Genomic DNA, 16,749 nt, shown 5'->3' on the forward strand with positions numbered 1-16,749 from the left:
GATGGCCGACTGGGGGCAGTTCGCGAAGAAGAATCTGCCGATGCTCGCAGTCCTCGTCGTCATCGTCGTCGCCGTCGTGTTCGTGCTCGCGGATCGGTGGCGGCGAGGCGCGTTCGTGTTCGGCGTGGCCACGCTGCTCGCGGCGGTGTTCCGGTTGATGATGCCGTCGGAGCGCGTCGGACTGCTCGCGGTGCGCAGCAAGCCTTTCGACGTGGGTGCGCTGGTGGCCGTCGGGGGCGCGATCGTGTGGCTGGCCGTGTCGATCGACCCGCTCGGAACCGACTAGCGGTCCGAGCGGGTGTCGTCCCGCACGGGGGTCAGCGTCCCGCGCGGGCCAGTTGCATCGTCTCGGAGAGCAGTTTCGCGACGGCGGCGGCCTCGGTGAGGAACCCGTCGTGGCCGTCCCGTGAGTTGAGCACCCGCAGACCGTCGCAGGTGGGGATGTCGTTGGCCAGATCCTCCTGCAGGCGGATCGGGTACAGGCGGTCGGAGTCGACGCCGCCCACGATGACGGGTGCGGTGATCGTCCCCAGCGCCGCGGCGATGCCACCGCGACCGCGGCCCACGTCGTGCCGGTTCATGGCCTCGGACAGCAGCACGTACGTGCTCGGGTCGAACCTGCCGACCAGCTTGTCGGCCTGGTGCTGCAGGTAGCTCTCGACGGAGTACCGGCCGCCGCGCCACGGGTCCTCGCCGTCCTGCGGCGAGTTCGCGAACCGGGAGTCGAGTTCGGCCTCGCTGCGGTAGGTCAGGTGCGCGATCCGGCGGGCGATGCGCAGTCCGGCCCGGGGGATCCGGCCGGTGCCGTGATAGTCGCCGCCCTGCCAGTCGGGGTCGCTGGTGATGGCCGCGATCTGAGTGGTCTGCGTGCCGATCTGGTCGGCGGTCGCGCGGGCGCCGACCGCGAGAATGAGCGCGGACGCCACCTGGTCCGGGTAGGTGACGGCCCACTCGAGGGCGCGCATTCCGCCCATCGAACCGCCGACGACGGACGCCAGCTTGTCGATGCCCAGTAGGTCGGTGAACTTCTTCTCGGCCGCGATCTGGTCGCGGATGGAGATCTCGGGGAAGCGGCTGCCCCACGGGCGCCCGTCCTCGGCGATCGAACCGGGACCGGTGGTGCCGCGGCAGCCACCGAGGACGTTGGTCGCGATGACGCACCATTCGTCGGTGTCGATCGGCGCACCGGGACCGACCATCCCGGTCCACCAGCCGGGGGAGGGGTGTTCGTCGGTGACGGGTCCGGTGACGTGGGAGTCGCCGGTGAGGGCGTGCTCGACGAGCACCACGTTGTCCCGGTTCGGGGACAGCTCACCCCATCGCTGCACGGCGAGGGACACCGACGGGATCACTGTTCCGCTCTCGAGTTCGAGCGATCCGATGTCGATGGTGCCGAGACGTCCGTCCGCCACGGGCAGGTTCTGTACAGCGCTCACGGTCAAGATGCCGCCGCCGTGAGTCCGGTCTCGATATCGGCGATGATGTCGTCGATCCCTTCGATGCCTACAGCCAGGCGGACCAGTCCGGGGGTGACGCCGCTGGCGGCCTGCTCCTCGGGGGTCAGCTGGGAGTGTGTGGTGGACGCCGGGTGGATCACCAGCGAGCGGACGTCGCCGATGTTCGCGACGTGGCTGTGCAGGGTGAGCGCGTTGACGAACTTCTTGCCGGCGTCGATGCCGCCGGCGAGTTCGAACGTCACGATGGCGCCCGCACCCCGCGGCGCGATCTGCTTCGCCCGGTCGTGCCAGGGCGAGGACGGAAGCCCGGCGTATCCGACGGACACGACCTCCGGCCGCGCCTCCAGGTACTGGGCGACGGCGGTCGCGTTGGACACGTGCCGTTCCATCCGAAGGCTCAGCGTCTCGAGACCCTGGGCGATGAGGAACGCGTTGAACGGGGAGATCGCCGAGCCGAGGTCGCGGAGCAGCTGCACGCGCGCCTTGAGGGCGAACGCAGGCGGTCCGAGTTCGGAGTAGACGACGCCGTGGTAGCTCGGGTCCGGGGTGGTGAAGTTGCCGTGGCGGCCCTGGGTCCAGTCGAACGTGCCGCCGTCGACGATGACTCCGGCGATCGCCGTGCCGTGGCCACCGAGGTACTTGGTGGCGGAGTGCACCACGATGTCCGCACCGTGCTCGAGGGGGCGGATCAGGTAGGGGGTGGCCACCGTGTTGTCGACGATCAGGGGGAGCCCGTGCTGATGTGCGATCCCGGAGATGCCCGGCAGGTCGAGGACGTCGTTGCGGGGGTTGGAGATGGTCTCGCCGTAGAACGCCTTAGTGTTGTCCCGGACCGCGTCCTTCCACTGCTCGAGGTCGTCGGGGTCCTCGACGAACGAGACCTCGATGCCGAGCTTGGGCAGCGTGTAGTGGAAGAGGTTGTAGGTGCCGCCGTACAGCCGCGGGCTGGAGACGATGTGGTCGCCCGCCTCGGCGAGGTTCAGGATCGCGATCGTCTCGGCGGCCTGTCCGGAGGACAGCAGCAGGGCGGCGACGCCGCCTTCGAGGGCGGCGATGCGCTGCTCGACCGCGTCCTGGGTGGGGTTCATGATGCGGGTGTAGATGTTGCCCGGCTCGGCCAGACCGAACAGCGCGGCAGCGTGATCGGTGCTGTCGAACGTGTACGAGGTGGTCTGGTAGATCGGCAGCGCCCGCGCCTTGGTGGTCGCGTCGGACGTCTGCCCGGCGTGGATCTGCTTGGTCTCGAACGACCAGTTCTCGGTCATGTGCTGTCTACTCCAGTGGTCTGACGAGGCGCGACAGAGTTGCTGGTTCGTTCGCGCGCAGGGCTTGTCTGGGGTCTATCTACGACAACAACACATCATGAACCTCCGATGTCGGACCCGCGCTTGTCACCCGACTGTTGTGTGAATCAGGAAACCAGGTCATCACCCGGGGCACCCCACCGCGGTGGAGGGTTGCCGGCCAGCTAGCCGGGGCTCGTTGCTGGCACTCATGACCTGGAGTGAATCTTAGCGGCTGGGGTGGAACGACCGGAAACGGCACCGATTCACGGCCACTAGCAGGGAAAAGTTACCCGCGAGTAGGGACGGCCTGCGTGCCCCACGTCTTGCGCGCGTGGCGCATAGCAGTACGCTTGTCTTGTTTACGTGCGGTCTCCCAGCGGCCGCTTCGACCGTTTACGTTTGAAAAGCGAACCGTTCGCGGACCCACTCACAAAGTGCGCCCGCAACCGTGTAACCAGGGAAACTTCCTAGGAGGACGCGAAGCACCCATGTCCAAAATCAAGGTTGAGGGCACCGTCGTCGAACTCGACGGCGACGAGATGACGCGCATTATCTGGCAGTTCATCAAAGACAAACTGATCCATCCTTACCTGGATGTGAATCTCGAGTACTACGACCTCGGCATCGAATACCGGGACGAGACCGACGACCAGGTGACCATCGACGCGGCCAACGCCATCAAGAAGCACGGCGTCGGCGTCAAGTGCGCGACCATCACCCCGGACGAGGCACGCGTCGAGGAGTTCGGTCTCAAGAAGATGTGGCGGTCGCCCAACGGCACCATCCGCAACATCCTCGGTGGGACGATCTTCCGCGCGCCGATCATCATCTCCAACGTTCCGCGACTGGTTCCGGGCTGGACCAAGCCGATCATCATCGGCCGTCACGCCTTCGGCGACCAGTACCGCGCCACCGACTTCAAGGTCCCCGGCCCCGGCAAGGTGATGATCACCTACACGCCCGAGGACGGCAGCGAGCCGATCGAGCACGAGCTGGTGAACTTCCCCGAGGGTGGCGGCGTCGTCCAGGGGCAGTACAACTTCACCAAGTCCATCGAGGACTTCGCGCGTGCCTCGCTCAACTACGGCCTGCAGCAGAACTACCCGGTGTACCTGTCGACCAAGAACACCATCCTCAAGGCGTACGACGGCGCGTTCAAGGACATCTTCCAGCACGTCTACGAGACCGAGTTCAAGTCGGAGTTCGACGCGGCAGGACTCACCTACGAGCACCGACTCATCGACGACATGGTCGCGTCGGCGCTCAAGTGGGAGGGCGGCTACGTCTGGGCCTGCAAGAACTACGACGGCGACGTCCAGTCGGACACCGTCGCGCAGGGCTTCGGGTCGCTCGGCCTCATGACCTCCGTGCTGCTGACCCCGGACGGAAAGACGTGTGAGGCCGAGGCCGCACACGGCACCGTGACGCGTCACTTCCGTCAGCACCAGCAGGGCAAGCCGACGTCCACCAACCCCATCGCGTCGATCTTCGCATGGACCCGTGGACTCGAGCACCGCGGCAAGCTGGACAACACCCCCGACGTCATCGGCTTCGCCCAGAAGCTCGAAGACGTGGTCATCAAGACCGTCGAGGGTGGCCAGATGACCAAGGACCTCGCGATGCTGGTCGGCGGCGACCAGGGCTACCTGACCACCGAGGAGTTCCTCGGTGCGCTGGACATCAACCTCCAGAAGGCCATCGCCGAGCAGTAGGCATCGAGCCACAGCGCTACCGACGGGACGTCCCTCACGGGGCGTCCCGTCCGGCGTCTCCGGGCCCGGGTGAGTCATCTCACGGTCGCTCGATGCGCGAAAAGCGGAATCCGGGGAAGAGAATTTCGATGTGGGTCGTTGCGCAACGAGGCGCCGTGCGCCGCGTAGCCGTCTCCCTGCCTAGTCGAAAGTTCTTCTGTGAGCACTTCCACCCCCGTCCGCCCCGAGCACCTCGGTGTCATCGCCCAACATCCGTCCGTCCGCAAGCTCGCCATGATCGCGCTCGCGCTCGGTGGCTTCGGGATCGGGACCACCGAGTTCGTGGCGATGGGGCTGCTGCCCGAGATGGCGTCGAGCCTCGGGATCACCGAGCCGACGGCCGGGCACGTCATCTCGGCGTATGCGCTGGGTGTGGTCGTGGGCGCGCCACTCATCGCCGCGCTGACCGCGCGGGTGCCCCGTAAGACGCTGCTGATCGCGCTGATGGCGGCGTTCACGATCGGCAACGCCGCCACCGTGTTCGCGCCGAACTACGGTGTGCTGATGGCCGCGCGGTTCGTGGCGGGCCTCCCACACGGCGCCTACTTCGGTGTCGCGGCCCTCGTGGCGGCGCACCTCGCGGACCGCGGCCAGCGGGCCAGGGCGGTCGCTCTCGTGATGATGGGACTGTCGGTGGCCAACGTCGTCGGCGTTCCCGTCGCGTCGTGGCTGGGCCAGACGCTCGGCTGGCGCAGCGCCTTCGCTCTCGTGGCCGTGATCGGTGTGGCGACACTGGGCGCGATCTGGTCGTGGGTGCCCGCCCTCGCCGCCATGAGGATGTCGAATCCCCTCACCGAACTCGGTGCCCTGCGCCGCGCGCAGGTGTGGATGACGCTGATCATCGGCATGGTCGGGTTCGGCGGCATGTTCGCCGTCTACACGTACATCAGCACGACGCTCACCGACGTCGCCGGCCTGTCGCGGTCGCTGGTGCCGCTGGCCCTGATGATCTACGGGCTGGGCATGGTCGCGGGCAATCTGATCGGCGGCCGGCTCGCCGACCGGGCGCTGCTTCCCGGTCTCTTCGTATCGATGACGGCGCTCGGGGTGTTGCTCGGCATCTTCGTGATCGCCTCCCACAACCCGTACACGGCGCTGCTGCTGGTCTTCTTCGTCGGCGCGGCGGGTGCGTCGATGGTTCCCGGGTTGCAGACCCGGCTGATGGACGTCGCCGCCGACGCCCAGACCCTCGCCGCCTCGCTCAACCACGCGGCCCTCAACATCGCGAACGCGTTCGGGGCGTGGATCGGCGGTGTCGTGATCGCGGCCGGCCACGGCTACACGGCGCCCGCCGCGGTCGGTGCGCTGCTCGCCGTGGCGGGGCTCGTGGTCCTCACCGTGGCGGTCGCGATGGAACGCCGCAGCGCCCGTTCGTCTCGGTAGCCGCGCTGTCGTACGCGTCCGCTACGGTGCTTGCCGTGCCACACATCATCACCACCGTCAATGTCAACGGCGTTCGCGCCGCCGCCCGCAAGGGGCTCACCGAGTGGATCGAGCGCACGGAGGCCGACGTCGTGTGTCTGCAGGAGACGCGGGCGTCCGACGAGCAGCTCGCCGAGACGCTCGCGCCCGCTCTGGAGGGCGGATGGAACCTGGTGTCCGCGGAGCCGTCGTCGAAGGGGCGCAACGGCGTCGCCATCCTGTCCCGGAAACCTGCCGACGCCTTCCGCGTCGGCCACGGTGACGACGAGTTCGCGACCGCGGGCCGCTACCTCGAGGCAGACTTCGACGACCTGACCGTCGCGAGCCTGTACCTGCCCTCCGGGGAGGCCCAGACACCGCGGCAGGAGGAGAAGGAGCGGTTCATGGACTCCTTCGCCCGGTACCTCACCGCCACCGCAGCGGCCGCCGTCGCGGCAGGCAGGCACGTCGTGGTCTGCGGTGACTGGAACATCGCCCACACCGAACTCGACCTGAAGAACTGGAAGACCAACAAGAAGAACTCCGGTTTCCTCCCGAACGAGCGCGAGTGGCTCGGGGCACTGTTCGCCGAGGACGCGCACTGGACCGACGTGGTCCGGCAGCTCAATCCCGACGTCGACGGGCCGTACTCCTGGTGGTCGTACCGTGGGAAGGCGTTCGACAACGACTCCGGCTGGCGCATCGACTACCAGATCGCCACCCGGGAACTGGCGGAGCGGGCCAAGCAGGCCGTCGTCGAGCGCGCCGAAACCTACGACCAGCGGTGGTCCGATCACGCGCCGGTCACCGTCCAGTACCGGTGACGGCCGGTATCTGATTCGTGTCGTCACGGCGCACGTGAAAAGATCAGTACTCATGTCGACCCCTGCAGCTCAGAAACCCACCGCGAAACCGCGGGTGCTCTCCGGCATCCAGCCCACCGCCGACTCGTTCCACCTCGGCAACTTCCTGGGTGCTCTGCAGCAGTGGGTGCCTCTGCAGGACGACTTCGACGCGTTCTACTTCATCCCCGACCTCCATGCGATCACGGTGGCGCAGGACCCGAAGGAGCTGCGCCGTCGCACGAAGATCGCGGCGGCGCAGCTGCTGGCGCTCGGAATCGACCCCGACCGCGCCACGCTGTTCGTGCAGAGCCAGGTGCCCGAGCATGCGCAGCTGGCGTGGGTTCTCAACTGCATCACCGGTTTCGGTGAAGCGAGCCGGATGACGCAGTTCAAGGACAAGTCGGCCAAACAGGGCAGTGAGAACGCGAGCGTCGGCCTGTTCACGTATCCGGTGCTGATGGCTGCCGACATCCTGCTCTACCGTCCGCAGCGCGTCCCCGTCGGCGAGGACCAGCGTCAGCATCTCGAACTGTCCCGCGATCTCGCCCAGCGGTTCAACACCCGGTTCGGGAAGGCGTTCGTCATTCCCGAGGCGCAGATCATCAAGGGCACCGCCAAGATCTACGACCTGCAGGATCCGACGTCGAAGATGAGCAAGTCCGGTCCGAGCCCCGCGGGGCTGATCAACCTTCTCGACGACCCCAAGGTGTCGGCGAAGAAGATCAAGTCCGCGGTCACCGACAACGAGCGGGAGATCCGCTACGACCCGCAGGCCAAGCCCGGTGTGAGCAACCTGCTCACCATCCAGTCCGCGCTGTCCGGCACGCCGGTCGAGACGTTGGTGGCCGGGTACGAGGGCAAAGGGTACGGCGACCTGAAGACCGATACGGCCGATGTCCTCGCCGAATTCGTGACACCGTTGAAAGCGAAGGTGGAGGGGTACCTCTCGGACGAGGCAGAACTCGATCGGATCATCGCCGCCGGTGCACACCGAGCCCGTGAGGTGTCGTCGCAGACTCTGGCGGCCGTATACGAGAAGGTTGGGTTTCTGACACCGAAGGGATGAGCACTGTGGCTGACGAACCGAGTTTTCTCGACAGGCAGCGGGCAGCGCGCCCCTGGTTCGACCATCTGATGCGGGCCGCACAGCGGTATCAGCAGCAGAAGGGCGACTATTACGCGGCGGGGATCACGTATTTCAGTGTGCTCGCACTGATTCCGATCCTGATGGTCGCGTTCGCCATCGCCGGTTTCGTCCTCGCCGGTCAGCCGGAGTTGCTGCAGGAACTGCAGGACAGCATCACCAAGAACGTTCCCGGAAGTCTGGGTGACACGCTCAACACGGTCATCGATTCGGCGATCGCGTCCCGTGCCAGCGTGGGTGTACTCGGCCTCCTCGGTGCCGCCTACGCGGGACTCGGGTGGATGGCGAACCTGCGCGACGCGCTGACGGCGATGTGGGAGAGCCAGCGCGAGTCGAAGGGATTCGTGCGAACCAAACTGGGCGACGCGGCCGCTCTGCTCGGGCTGGGTCTGGCGATGGTGGTCTCTCTCGGATCCTCCGCGCTGAGCAGCGGCCCGGTGGCCCGCACGGTGGTCGAGGTGCTCAATCTCGACGACGTGCCCGGCGTCGACGCCGGGTTGCGCGCACTGTCGACCGTGGTGTCGCTGGTCGCGACGTGGGCGGTGTTCGCCTGGGTGATCGCCCGACTGCCCCGAGAGCCCGTGACATTCCGCAGTGCGCTCAAGGCGGCCCTGCTCGCGGCCGTGGTGTTCGAGATCTTCAAGCAGGTCGGTGCCATCTACCTCTCGGCGGTCACCGCGGGTCCCGCCGGTGTCGCGTTCGGTCCGATCATCGGTCTGCTCGTGTTCATCTACCTGACGTGCCGGATGCTGCTCTTCTCGACGGCGTGGGCCGCGACCAGCCGCGCCAGCCTTGCGCTCGCTTTCGTGCCGCCGCCGGATCCGGCCGTCATCAACCCCCGGATCGAGGTGCACGAGGGTCCGGGTGTGCGTGGGGGACTCGCACTGGTCGGTGTGGGCGCCATCGCTGCGCTCGGACTGTCCGGACTGTTCACCCGCACCAAGCGCTGAGCCGGGCGCCGGTGTTCGTCAGCGCCTGCGGGACAGCCGACGCGCGCCGAGCACGAGCATGAGCACGACGGCCGTCCCCACGATCCCCACACCTGCCCGCAGGGCGAGTGTGTTGTGGGGGTGGTCGGAACCCGACGCGACGACGGAACTCGTCGCGGCGGCCGAATCCTGTTGCGGCGGTGCGGCAAGCACCGCGGCGGAATCGGATTCGGTCGGATACAGGTCTTCGAGTGATCCCACCTGGGCGTCGCGGTCGAGGGCGAAACCGTAATCCAGCAGTCGTGCCGCCTGCTCCCACGGCCGGATCGGCTGGGCTTCGGCGCCCATCAACGTCACCATCAGGCGGCGACCGTCGTGATCGGCGCCGCCGACATACGTGTGGCGGGCGTCGTCGGTGAACCCGGTCTTGCCGCCCAGTGCGCCGTCGTAGTTGTAGAGCAGCTGATTGTCGTTGGCCAGTGCGAACGGGGGCCGGTCCTGATCGTCCGGGATCGCCGGATCCTTCGGGAAACCCGGGAACTGCACCGTCTCGGTGGAGATCAGCTCCGCGAACGTCGGGTTCTTCATCGCGGTATGGAAGATGAGTGCGAGGTCGAACGGTGAGCTGCTCATTCCGGGGCCGTCGAGCCCCGACGGGGTCGCGGTCCTCGTGTCGTGCGCGCCGAGGGTGTCGGCGAGGTGGTTCATCTTGTCGACCGTGGCGGCGTCGCCGCCGAGTTGCCGGGCGAGGAGGTGGGCGGCGTCGTTCCCCGACGCCATCACCAGGCCCTGCATCAGCTGCCGGTTCGTGTACTGACCGTTCTTGCCGATCCCGACGGCGCTGCCCTCCACCGCGGCGTCCTCGGCGGTGGCGGTCACGGTCTTGTCGAGATCCAGTTCGCTCAGCGCGACGAGAGCCAGCAGCATCTTGATCGTGCTCGCCGGCCGGTAGCGGCCGTGCGGGTCTTTCGCCGCGAGCACGTCGCCGGTGTCGATGTCCGCGACCACCCAGCCGGACGCCGCGATGTCGGCGGGTAGCGCGGGCGCGTCGTCGGGAAGGATCACCCCGCACTCGGCCAGCTTCGGCCCGCCCACCGGCTCGTCGGGCACGGACACGGCGCTGGGTGCCGGATCACCCGGCTGGGGTACCTCGGACAGGTCGATCGCAGGCGCGGGGGCCGACCTGTTGGGGCAGTTGTCGGTGTTCGGGGTGGCGAACGGTGTGGAGGTGGGGGAGGAGGGCGCTGCAGGCGGAATCGCCCCGGCAGCACTCACCGAGAGTCCGGCCAGCAGGGTTCCGGACACGACCGCGGTACACACTCGACGCCACATCATCGAAGAGGCAGCGTATGCGACGACCGGTCGACTTCCGAAAACGGACACGTGTCGACACGATTTCGTGACGTCGGCGCGACCGTTCCGGAAGGCGAACGTCGGATCAGATGAATCCCATGCCCCGGACGGCGTCGCGTTCGGATTCGAGTTCTCCGACCGACGCGTCGATCAGCTTCCGCGAGAAGTCGTCGATCTCGAGCCCGTCCACGATCTGCCAGGACCCGTCGACCGAGCGAACCGGGAACGAGCTCACCAGTCCCTCCGGCACGCCGTAGGCGCCGGTGGAGGGCAGCGCCACCGACGTCCAGTCGTCGTCGGGGGTGCCGAGCACCCAGTCGTGGACGTGGTCGATCGCGGCGTTGGCGGCGGAGGCCGCGGAGGATGCGCCGCGAGCTTCGATGATCGCGCTGCCACGGTTCGCGACCGTGGGAATGAAGTCGCCGGTGAGCCATTCGCGGTCGGCGGCGAACTCGGCACCGGACCGGTCACCGACCCGCGCATGGAAGATGTCGGGGTACTGGGTGCTTGAGTGGTTGCCCCAGATCGCGACGCGGCGGATGTCCTTCACCGCGGCGCCGGAGTGCCGTGCCAGCTGGGCGATCGCGCGGTTGTGGTCGAGCCGGGTCAGCGCCGTGAACCGTTCCGCCGGGATGTCGGGGGCGTTGTTCGCGGCGACCAGGGCGTTGGTATTGGCCGGGTTGCCCACGACCAGCACCCGGACTCCGTCCGCGGCAACCTGGTTGAGCGCGCGACCCTGCACGGTGAAGATCTGCCCGTTCGCGGCCAGGAGGTCGCCACGCTCCATGCCCTTGGACCGGGGACGTGATCCGATGAGAAGGGCGACGTCGGTGCCGTCGAAACCCCGCTTCGGGTCGTCGTGGACCTCGATGTCGCGGAGCAGCGGGAAGGCGCTGTCGTCGAGCTCCATCGCGGTGCCCTCGGCGGCGGACACGGCGGACGGAATCTCCAAGAGACGCAGCCGGATCGGGGTGTCGGGTCCGAGCATCTCGCCGGCGGCGATCCGGAACAGCGACGCGTAGCCGATGCTGCCTGCCGCTCCGGTGACCGTGACCACTGCGGGAGGGGGCGACTGCGCCATGGGTGAACCTCACTGTCCGTCGGGAGCATCTGTTCTCGACACTAGCGCGGAGATTTCACCGTGTGACCGCTCGGACAGTGAGGTTGGACACGACGCAGGGCGCCCCCGACCGGTGCGGTCGGGGGCGCCCTGGAACGTGCTCGGCAGACCTGGGGTCAGCGTGCGAAGAGCAGCGCGCGCTTGACTTCCTGGATCGCCTTCGTCACCTGGATGCCACGCGGGCACGCGTCGGTGCAGTTGAACGTGGTCCGGCAACGCCAGACGCCGTCCTTGTCGTTGAGGATGTCGAGACGCTCCGACGCACCCTCGTCACGGCTGTCGAAGATGAACCGGTGAGCGTTGACGATGGCAGCGGGACCGAAGTAGCTGCCGTCGCTCCAGTACACCGGGCACGACGTGGTGCAGCAGGCACACAGGATGCACTTGGTGGTGTCGTCGAAACGTGCCCGGTCGTGCTGCGACTGGATGCGCTCACGGGTGGGCTCGTTGCCGGTGGTGATGAGGAACGGCTTCACGGCGCGGAACGCGTCGAAGAAGGGCTCCATGTCGACGACTAGGTCCTTCTCCACCGGCAGGCCCTTGATGGGCTCGACGGTGATCGTGACCGGCTTGCCGTCCTTGGGCAGCATGTCCTTCATGAGGAGCTTGCAGGCCAGACGGTTGACGCCGTTGATCCGCATCGCGTCCGAACCACACACGCCGTGGGCGCAGCTGCGGCGGAACGTCAGGGTGCCGTCGAGGTAGCCCTTCACGTACAGGAGCAGGTTCAGCATGCGGTCCGTCGGCAGAGCCGGAACCTGGAAGCTGTCCCAGTGCTGGCCCTCGCCGGACTCCGGGTTCATCCGAGCGATCTTGAGGGTGACCATGACGGCGCCCTCGGGCACGGGAGGGAGATCCGACTTGTTCTCGCTCTTGTCGACTGCAGGTGCGCTCATCAGTACTTACGCTCCATCGGCTCGTAGCGGGTCTGGACTACCGGCTTGTAGTCGAGACGGATGTCGGAGAGCAGGCCGTCGCCCTCCTTGTATGCCATCGTGTGCTTCATGTACTCGGCGTCGTTGCGGTCCGGGTAGTCCTCGCGGGCGTGGCCGCCGCGCGATTCCTTGCGGTTCAGCGCGCCGACGACGGTGACCTCCGCCATTTCGAGGAGGAAGCCGAGCTCGACGGCCTCGAGCAGGTCGCTGTTGTAGCGCTTGCCCTTGTCCTGCACCGTGATGTGGTTGTAACGCTCCTTGAGTGCGCGCACATCCTTGAGGGCCTGGGTGAGGCGCTCTTCGGTACGGAACACGGAGGCGTTGTTGTCCATGGACTGCTGCAGCTCGCTGCGGATGTCCGCGACACGCTCGTGACCGTGGTCCGACAGGATGGTGGCCATCCAGTCGTCGACCATCTTCTCGGGCGCCTCGGGCATGTCGACGAACTCGCTGTTGTTGGCGTGCTCGGCGGCGGCGATGCCGGCGCGGCGTCCGAAGACGTTGATGTCGAGCAGCGAGTTGGTGCCGAGACGGTTCGCGCCGTGGACGGAGACGCAGGCGCATTCGCCGGCGGCGTACAGGCCCTGGACGATCTCGTCGTTGTTGCGCAGGACCTCACCGTTGATCCGGGTGGGGATACCGCCCATGACGTAGTGGCAGGTGGGGTACACCGGCACCGGTTCCTTGACCGGGTCCACACCGAGGTAGGTGCGGGAGAACTCCATGATGTCGGGGAGCTTCTCGTCGAGGACTTCCTCGGGGATGTGGGTCACGTCGATGTAGACGTAATCCTTGTTCGGTCCCGCGCCGCGTCCCTCGAGGACCTCGAGGACCATCGACCGCGCAACGATGTCACGGGGTGCGAGGTCCTTGATGGTGGGGGCGTAGCGCTCCATGAACCGTTCGCCGTCGGCGTTACGGAGGATGCCGCCCTCACCGCGCACGGCCTCGGAGATGAGGATGCCGAGCCCCGCGAGGCCTGTGGGATGGAACTGGTGGAACTCCATGTCCTCCAGCGGAAGGCCCTTGCGGAAGATGATGCCCATGCCGTCACCGGTGAGGGTGTGCGCGTTGGACGTCGTCTTGTACATGCGTCCCGAGCCGCCGGTGGCGAACACGATGGACTTCGCGTGGAAGACGTGGATCTCGCCGGTGGCCAGCTCGTAGGCGATGACGCCGGTGGCGACCGGGCCGTTCTCCGTCTCGGTGATCGCGATGTCGAGGGCGTAGAACTCGTTGAAGAACTCGACGTCGTGCTTGACGCAGTTCTGGTAGAGCGTCTGCAGGATCATGTGACCGGTGCGGTCCGCGGCATAACATGCGCGGCGCACGGGGGCCTTACCGTGATCGCGGGTGTGACCACCGAAACGGCGCTGGTCGATCTTGCCCTCGGGCGTGCGGTTGAACGGCAGACCCATCTTCTCGAGGTCGAGCACCGCGTCGATGGCCTCCTTGGCCATGATCTCGACGGCGTCCTGGTCGGCGAGGTAGTCGCCGCCCTTGACCGTGTCGAAGGTGTGCCACTCCCAGTTGTCTTCCTCCACGTTCGCCAGCGCGGCACACATGCCGCCCTGGGCCGCACCGGTGTGGCTGCGGGTGGGGTAGAGCTTGGTCAGTACCGCGGTGCGGGCGCGGGGACCGGCCTCGATCGCTGCGCGCATGCCGGCGCCGCCGGCACCGACGATGACCACGTCATAACGGTGTTCCTGCATGAAATCTGTGCTCCCCTAGCTCGCCGAGATATTGGGGTCGAAGGTGAAGATGACGTACGTGCCGAGGCCCATGATCAGGATCATCGAGAGAACGAGGATCGTGGTCAGCCAGAAGCGCGTGGAGTCCTTGCGGGAGTAGTCCGCGATGACCGTGCGGAGTCCGTTTCCGCCGTGCAGCTGGGCAAGCCACAGCATGGTGAGGTCCCAGAATTGCCAGAACGGGCTGGACCAGCGGCCTGCGACGAACGCGAAGTTGATGCGGTGCACACCGTCGTCGAGCATCAGCATGATGAAGAGGTGGCCGAGCACGAGGAAGATCAGTGCGAGTCCGGAGAACCGCATGAACAGCCAGGCGTACAGCTCAAAGTTGTTCTTCGAGGTCCGGCGCGGAGAGCGCGGGTTGTCCAGGCTGGCGGGACGGTCGTAGGTCTTGCCGAGACTCTTGGCTTCTGTCGTCATGTCAGTGCCCCGCAAACATGTTGTAGAAGATGCGGCCTGCGCCCGGGATCATCACCAGGAACCAGATCGCAAGGATTACCCAGAGCATCAGGCGCTGGTACTGCGGTCCCTTGGACCAGAAGTCCACCAGCATCACCCGGACGCCGTTCAGTGCGTGGTACAGCACCGCGGCGACGAGCGCGAGCTCCATGAGCCCGACGATCGGGTTCTTGTAGGTCTCGATGACACTGTCGTACGTGTCGGGATTCACACGCACCAGCGCGGTATCCAGCACGTGCACGAATAGGAAGAAGAACGTCATTACGCCTGTGATCCGGTGCAAAACCCAGGACCACATTCCGGGGTCGCCCCGGTAAAGCGACCGTGTGCGCTCCTTGGCCGGAGCGGCTTCAGTCGTAGTACTCATCGAGTGCTGTGCCTCCAACGTCATTGGTGGACGTGTCGAGTCTGCGCAGCGTTGCGGACATACCACAACTGGGGACCCGACGTGATCCTGAACCGACTTCTCTGAACTCTAAACCCAACGGAAACGGGGGAACTAATTCGAGTCGGGGTTCGTACGGCCCTTTCAAATGAAGTTAGGTTTGCCTCTCCAATGCGGATGGGCCGTACCGAGCGAATCTCTGCATCCATTCAGCCCACGTGATTGGATGGGGAACCATGGTCGAGATCGATTGGAAGCTGTTGCGCGCCAACGCGCGTGAGGTGATGGGCCAGGCCTATGCGCCCTACTCCGGGTTCGCGGTGGGAGCGGCGGCGCTGGTGGACGATGGGCGAATCGTCGTCGGATGCAATGTGGAAAATGTCTCATACGGTTTGGGGCTCTGCGCCGAGTGTGTACTGGTCGGTAACTTATTTGCGGGCGGCGGCGGGCGATTAATCGCCTTCACCTGCTGTGACGCGAGTGGCGACATACTCATGCCGTGCGGACGCTGCCGGCAGATTCTCTTCGAGCACGGCGGCCCCGGACTGCTCGTCGACCACCGGGCCGGCGTGCGCCCATTGGAACAGCTGCTGCCGGACGCTTTCGGTCCGGAGGAGAAGGGGAGAATCAGCCATGCATGACGCCTCGTCGATCATCGCCGCCAAGCGCGACGGCAGGGAACTGTCCGGTGCAGAGATCGACTGGGTGGTCGAAGCATTCACCCGGGGGGTCGTGGCCGACGAGCAGATGTCGGCGCTGGCCATGGCGATCTACTTCCGCGGGATGACGCGCGAGGAGGTGAGCCGCTGGACCACGGCGATGATCTCGTCCGGTCGACGCCTCGACTTCACCCACCTCGGGCGCCCCACCGTCGACAAGCACTCGACGGGTGGTGTGGGCGACAAGACCACGCTCCCGCTCGCACCGCTGGTCGCGGCATGCGGCGCCGCGGTGCCGCAACTGTCGGGACGCGGGCTCGGTCACACCGGCGGAACCCTCGACAAGCTCGAGTCGATCCCGGGCTGGCGCGCCGACCTCGACACCTCCGAGATGGCCGAGATCCTGTCCGATCCCGCCGTCGGAGCCGTCGTCTGCGCCGCCGGCGCAGACCTGGCGCCGGCGGACCGGCGGTTGTACGCGCTCCGCGACGTCACCGGGACGGTCGAGTCGATTCCCCTGATCGCCAGCTCGATCATGAGCAAGAAGATCGCCGAGGGCACCGGCGCGCTCGTGCTCGACGTCAAGGTCGGTTCGGGCGCGTTCATGAAGAAGCTCGACGACGCGCGGGAGCTCGCCCAGACGATGGTCGACCTCGGGAACGACGCCGGAGTGCGGACGATGGCTTTGCTCACGGCAATGGACGCGCCCCTCGGTCACACCGCGGGCAACGCACTGGAGGTGCGGGAATCGCTGGAGGTGCTGGCCGGAGGCGGCCCGTCCGACGTCGTGGAACTGACTCTCGAGCTCGCGCGAGAAATGTTGAAGGCAGCCGAAATCGACGGAGTCGACCCTGCCGACAAACTCCGCGACGGATCCGCCATGGACCGCTGGCGGAGGATGATCGCCGCCCAGGGCGGCGACCCCGACGCGCCGCTGCCGACAGCCAGGCACACCGAGGTGCTGCTCTCCGAGTCGGACGGGGTGGTGTGCGGTCTCGACGCCATGGCGGTCGGGCTCGCCGCATGGCGGCTCGGCGCGGGTCGGGCGCGACAGGGCGAGCCGGTGCAGGCGGGGGCGGGCATCGAGTTGCACGCGAAGCCGGGGGAGACGGTGTCGGTGGGCACCCCGCTCGTCACGCTGCACACCGACACGCCCGAACGGTTCGCCGCGGCGAAAGCCGTACTTTCCGAAGCCTGGACCGTCGTGGCCGACGCGCCGTCGGTGACCACGCCGCTCGTCATCGAGCGGATAGAGGATCCCTCACGCTAACGTC

General features: G+C 66.9%; 16 protein-coding genes and 1 riboswitch. Of the genes, 8 read left to right on the plus strand and 8 right to left on the minus strand.

The genetic code is table 11. The features are described from left to right. The first annotated feature begins 1 nt into the window (after position 1). Complete coding sequence (locus tag PSR88_RS31760) at positions 2–286, plus strand: DUF3017 domain-containing protein (protein WP_005239865.1); 285 nt, start codon at positions 2–4, stop codon at positions 284–286. Between the two features lie 31 nt (positions 287–317). Here PSR88_RS31760 and metX read toward each other — a convergent pair whose 3' ends face one another. Then, positions 318–1,442 (minus strand): homoserine O-acetyltransferase MetX, encoded by a 1,125-nt coding sequence (gene metX, locus PSR88_RS31765; protein ID WP_043782105.1) that lies wholly within the window; start codon positions 1,440–1,442, stop codon positions 318–320. Next, a complete protein-coding gene (locus tag PSR88_RS31770) occupies positions 1,439–2,722 on the minus strand; it encodes a bifunctional o-acetylhomoserine/o-acetylserine sulfhydrylase (protein ID WP_005257028.1) in 1,284 nt (427 codons plus the stop codon). The genes metX and PSR88_RS31770 overlap by 4 nt, the downstream gene beginning before the upstream one ends. A 114-nt stretch (positions 2,723–2,836) precedes the next feature. Beyond that, positions 2,837–2,957, minus strand: a riboswitch (SAM riboswitch). 274 nt (positions 2,958–3,231) lie between these two features. On the opposite strand from PSR88_RS31770, the gene PSR88_RS31775 reads away from it, so the two are divergent. The 5 genes from PSR88_RS31775 to yhjD all read left to right on the plus strand — a co-directional run bounded on the left by PSR88_RS31775 (position 3,232) and on the right by yhjD (position 8,834). After that, the gene (locus PSR88_RS31775; protein WP_009479447.1) at positions 3,232–4,455 is read left to right on the plus strand and encodes an NADP-dependent isocitrate dehydrogenase; all 1,224 of its coding nucleotides are present in this window, start codon (positions 3,232–3,234) and stop codon (positions 4,453–4,455) included. Between the two features lie 198 nt (positions 4,456–4,653). Next, the gene (locus PSR88_RS31780; RefSeq protein ID WP_009479448.1) at positions 4,654–5,877 is read left to right on the plus strand and encodes an MFS transporter; all 1,224 of its coding nucleotides are present in this window, start codon (positions 4,654–4,656) and stop codon (positions 5,875–5,877) included. A 35-nt stretch (positions 5,878–5,912) separates the two neighbouring features. Further along, the gene (locus tag PSR88_RS31785; protein ID WP_342338672.1) at positions 5,913–6,719 is read left to right on the plus strand and encodes an exodeoxyribonuclease III; all 807 of its coding nucleotides are present in this window, start codon (positions 5,913–5,915) and stop codon (positions 6,717–6,719) included. Between the two features lie 52 nt (positions 6,720–6,771). Beyond that, a complete protein-coding gene (trpS, locus tag PSR88_RS31790) occupies positions 6,772–7,806 on the plus strand; it encodes a tryptophan--tRNA ligase (RefSeq protein ID WP_011598206.1) in 1,035 nt (344 codons plus the stop codon). A gap of 5 nt (positions 7,807–7,811) precedes the next feature. Then, the gene (gene yhjD / locus PSR88_RS31795; RefSeq protein ID WP_011598207.1) at positions 7,812–8,834 is read left to right on the plus strand and encodes an inner membrane protein YhjD; all 1,023 of its coding nucleotides are present in this window, start codon (positions 7,812–7,814) and stop codon (positions 8,832–8,834) included. A gap of 18 nt (positions 8,835–8,852) precedes the next feature. On the opposite strand, the gene PSR88_RS31800 is transcribed toward yhjD, so the two are convergent. From PSR88_RS31800 to sdhC, 6 genes are all read right to left on the minus strand, one after another. Beyond that, positions 8,853–10,133, minus strand: coding sequence for a D-alanyl-D-alanine carboxypeptidase family protein (locus PSR88_RS31800; protein ID WP_050787426.1), 1,281 nt, complete (start codon positions 10,131–10,133; stop codon positions 8,853–8,855). 118 nt (positions 10,134–10,251) lie between these two features. Beyond that, on the minus strand, positions 10,252–11,247 hold the full coding sequence (locus PSR88_RS31805; protein ID WP_011598209.1) for a malate dehydrogenase: 996 nt from the start codon (positions 11,245–11,247) through the stop codon (positions 10,252–10,254). 155 nt (positions 11,248–11,402) lie between these two features. After that, a complete protein-coding gene (locus PSR88_RS31810; RefSeq protein ID WP_005256985.1) occupies positions 11,403–12,182 on the minus strand; it encodes a succinate dehydrogenase iron-sulfur subunit in 780 nt (259 codons plus the stop codon). Next, the gene (sdhA, locus tag PSR88_RS31815) at positions 12,182–13,933 is read right to left on the minus strand and encodes a succinate dehydrogenase flavoprotein subunit (RefSeq protein ID WP_005256984.1); all 1,752 of its coding nucleotides are present in this window, start codon (positions 13,931–13,933) and stop codon (positions 12,182–12,184) included. The genes PSR88_RS31810 and sdhA overlap by 1 nt, the downstream gene beginning before the upstream one ends. A gap of 15 nt (positions 13,934–13,948) precedes the next feature. After that, positions 13,949–14,392, minus strand: a complete 444-nt coding sequence (locus tag PSR88_RS31820) for a succinate dehydrogenase hydrophobic membrane anchor subunit (RefSeq protein WP_005239887.1) — start codon at positions 14,390–14,392, stop codon at positions 13,949–13,951. A gap of 1 nt (position 14,393) precedes the next feature. After that, positions 14,394–14,798, minus strand: a complete 405-nt coding sequence (sdhC, locus tag PSR88_RS31825; RefSeq protein WP_005239889.1) for a succinate dehydrogenase, cytochrome b556 subunit — start codon at positions 14,796–14,798, stop codon at positions 14,394–14,396. 254 nt (positions 14,799–15,052) lie between these two features. Here sdhC and PSR88_RS31830 point away from each other — a divergent pair, with 254 nt between their 5' ends. Together PSR88_RS31830 and PSR88_RS31835 are read left to right on the plus strand one after the other, a co-directional pair. Continuing rightward, on the plus strand, positions 15,053–15,457 hold the full coding sequence (locus PSR88_RS31830; RefSeq protein ID WP_009479454.1) for a cytidine deaminase: 405 nt from the start codon (positions 15,053–15,055) through the stop codon (positions 15,455–15,457). After that, positions 15,450–16,745 carry a thymidine phosphorylase gene (locus PSR88_RS31835; protein WP_009479455.1) on the plus strand — a complete coding sequence of 432 codons (1,296 nt, stop codon included), beginning with the start codon at positions 15,450–15,452 and terminating at the stop codon, positions 16,743–16,745. The genes PSR88_RS31830 and PSR88_RS31835 overlap by 8 nt, the downstream gene beginning before the upstream one ends. Positions 16,746–16,749 lie beyond the last annotated feature (4 nt).

This window comes from Rhodococcus sp. DK176 (assembly GCF_038447315.2).
GTDB lineage: Bacteria > Actinomycetota > Actinomycetes > Mycobacteriales > Mycobacteriaceae > Rhodococcus_F > Rhodococcus_F jostii_A.

Bases quoted from the DNA above. Each gene is read 5' to 3' on its own strand.
- PSR88_RS31760 (WP_005239865.1), top strand. From the start codon at position 2: ATGGCCGACTGGGGGCAGTTCGCGAAGAAGAATCTGCCGATGCTCGCA.
- PSR88_RS31770 (WP_005257028.1), bottom strand. From the start codon at position 2,722: ATGACCGAGAACTGGTCGTTCGAGACCAAGCAGATCCACGCCGGGCAG.
- PSR88_RS31775 (WP_009479447.1), top strand. From the start codon at position 3,232: ATGTCCAAAATCAAGGTTGAGGGCACCGTCGTCGAACTCGACGGCGAC.
- trpS (WP_011598206.1), top strand. From the start codon at position 6,772: ATGTCGACCCCTGCAGCTCAGAAACCCACCGCGAAACCGCGGGTGCTC.
- PSR88_RS31805 (WP_011598209.1), bottom strand. From the start codon at position 11,247: ATGGCGCAGTCGCCCCCTCCCGCAGTGGTCACGGTCACCGGAGCGGCA.
- PSR88_RS31810 (WP_005256985.1), bottom strand. From the start codon at position 12,182: ATGAGCGCACCTGCAGTCGACAAGAGCGAGAACAAGTCGGATCTCCCT.
- sdhA (WP_005256984.1), bottom strand. From the start codon at position 13,933: ATGCAGGAACACCGTTATGACGTGGTCATCGTCGGTGCCGGCGGCGCC.
- PSR88_RS31820 (WP_005239887.1), bottom strand. From the start codon at position 14,392: ATGACGACAGAAGCCAAGAGTCTCGGCAAGACCTACGACCGTCCCGCC.
- sdhC (WP_005239889.1), bottom strand. From the start codon at position 14,798: ATGAGTACTACGACTGAAGCCGCTCCGGCCAAGGAGCGCACACGGTCG.
- PSR88_RS31830 (WP_009479454.1), top strand. From the start codon at position 15,053: ATGGTCGAGATCGATTGGAAGCTGTTGCGCGCCAACGCGCGTGAGGTG.
- PSR88_RS31835 (WP_009479455.1), top strand. From the start codon at position 15,450: ATGCATGACGCCTCGTCGATCATCGCCGCCAAGCGCGACGGCAGGGAA.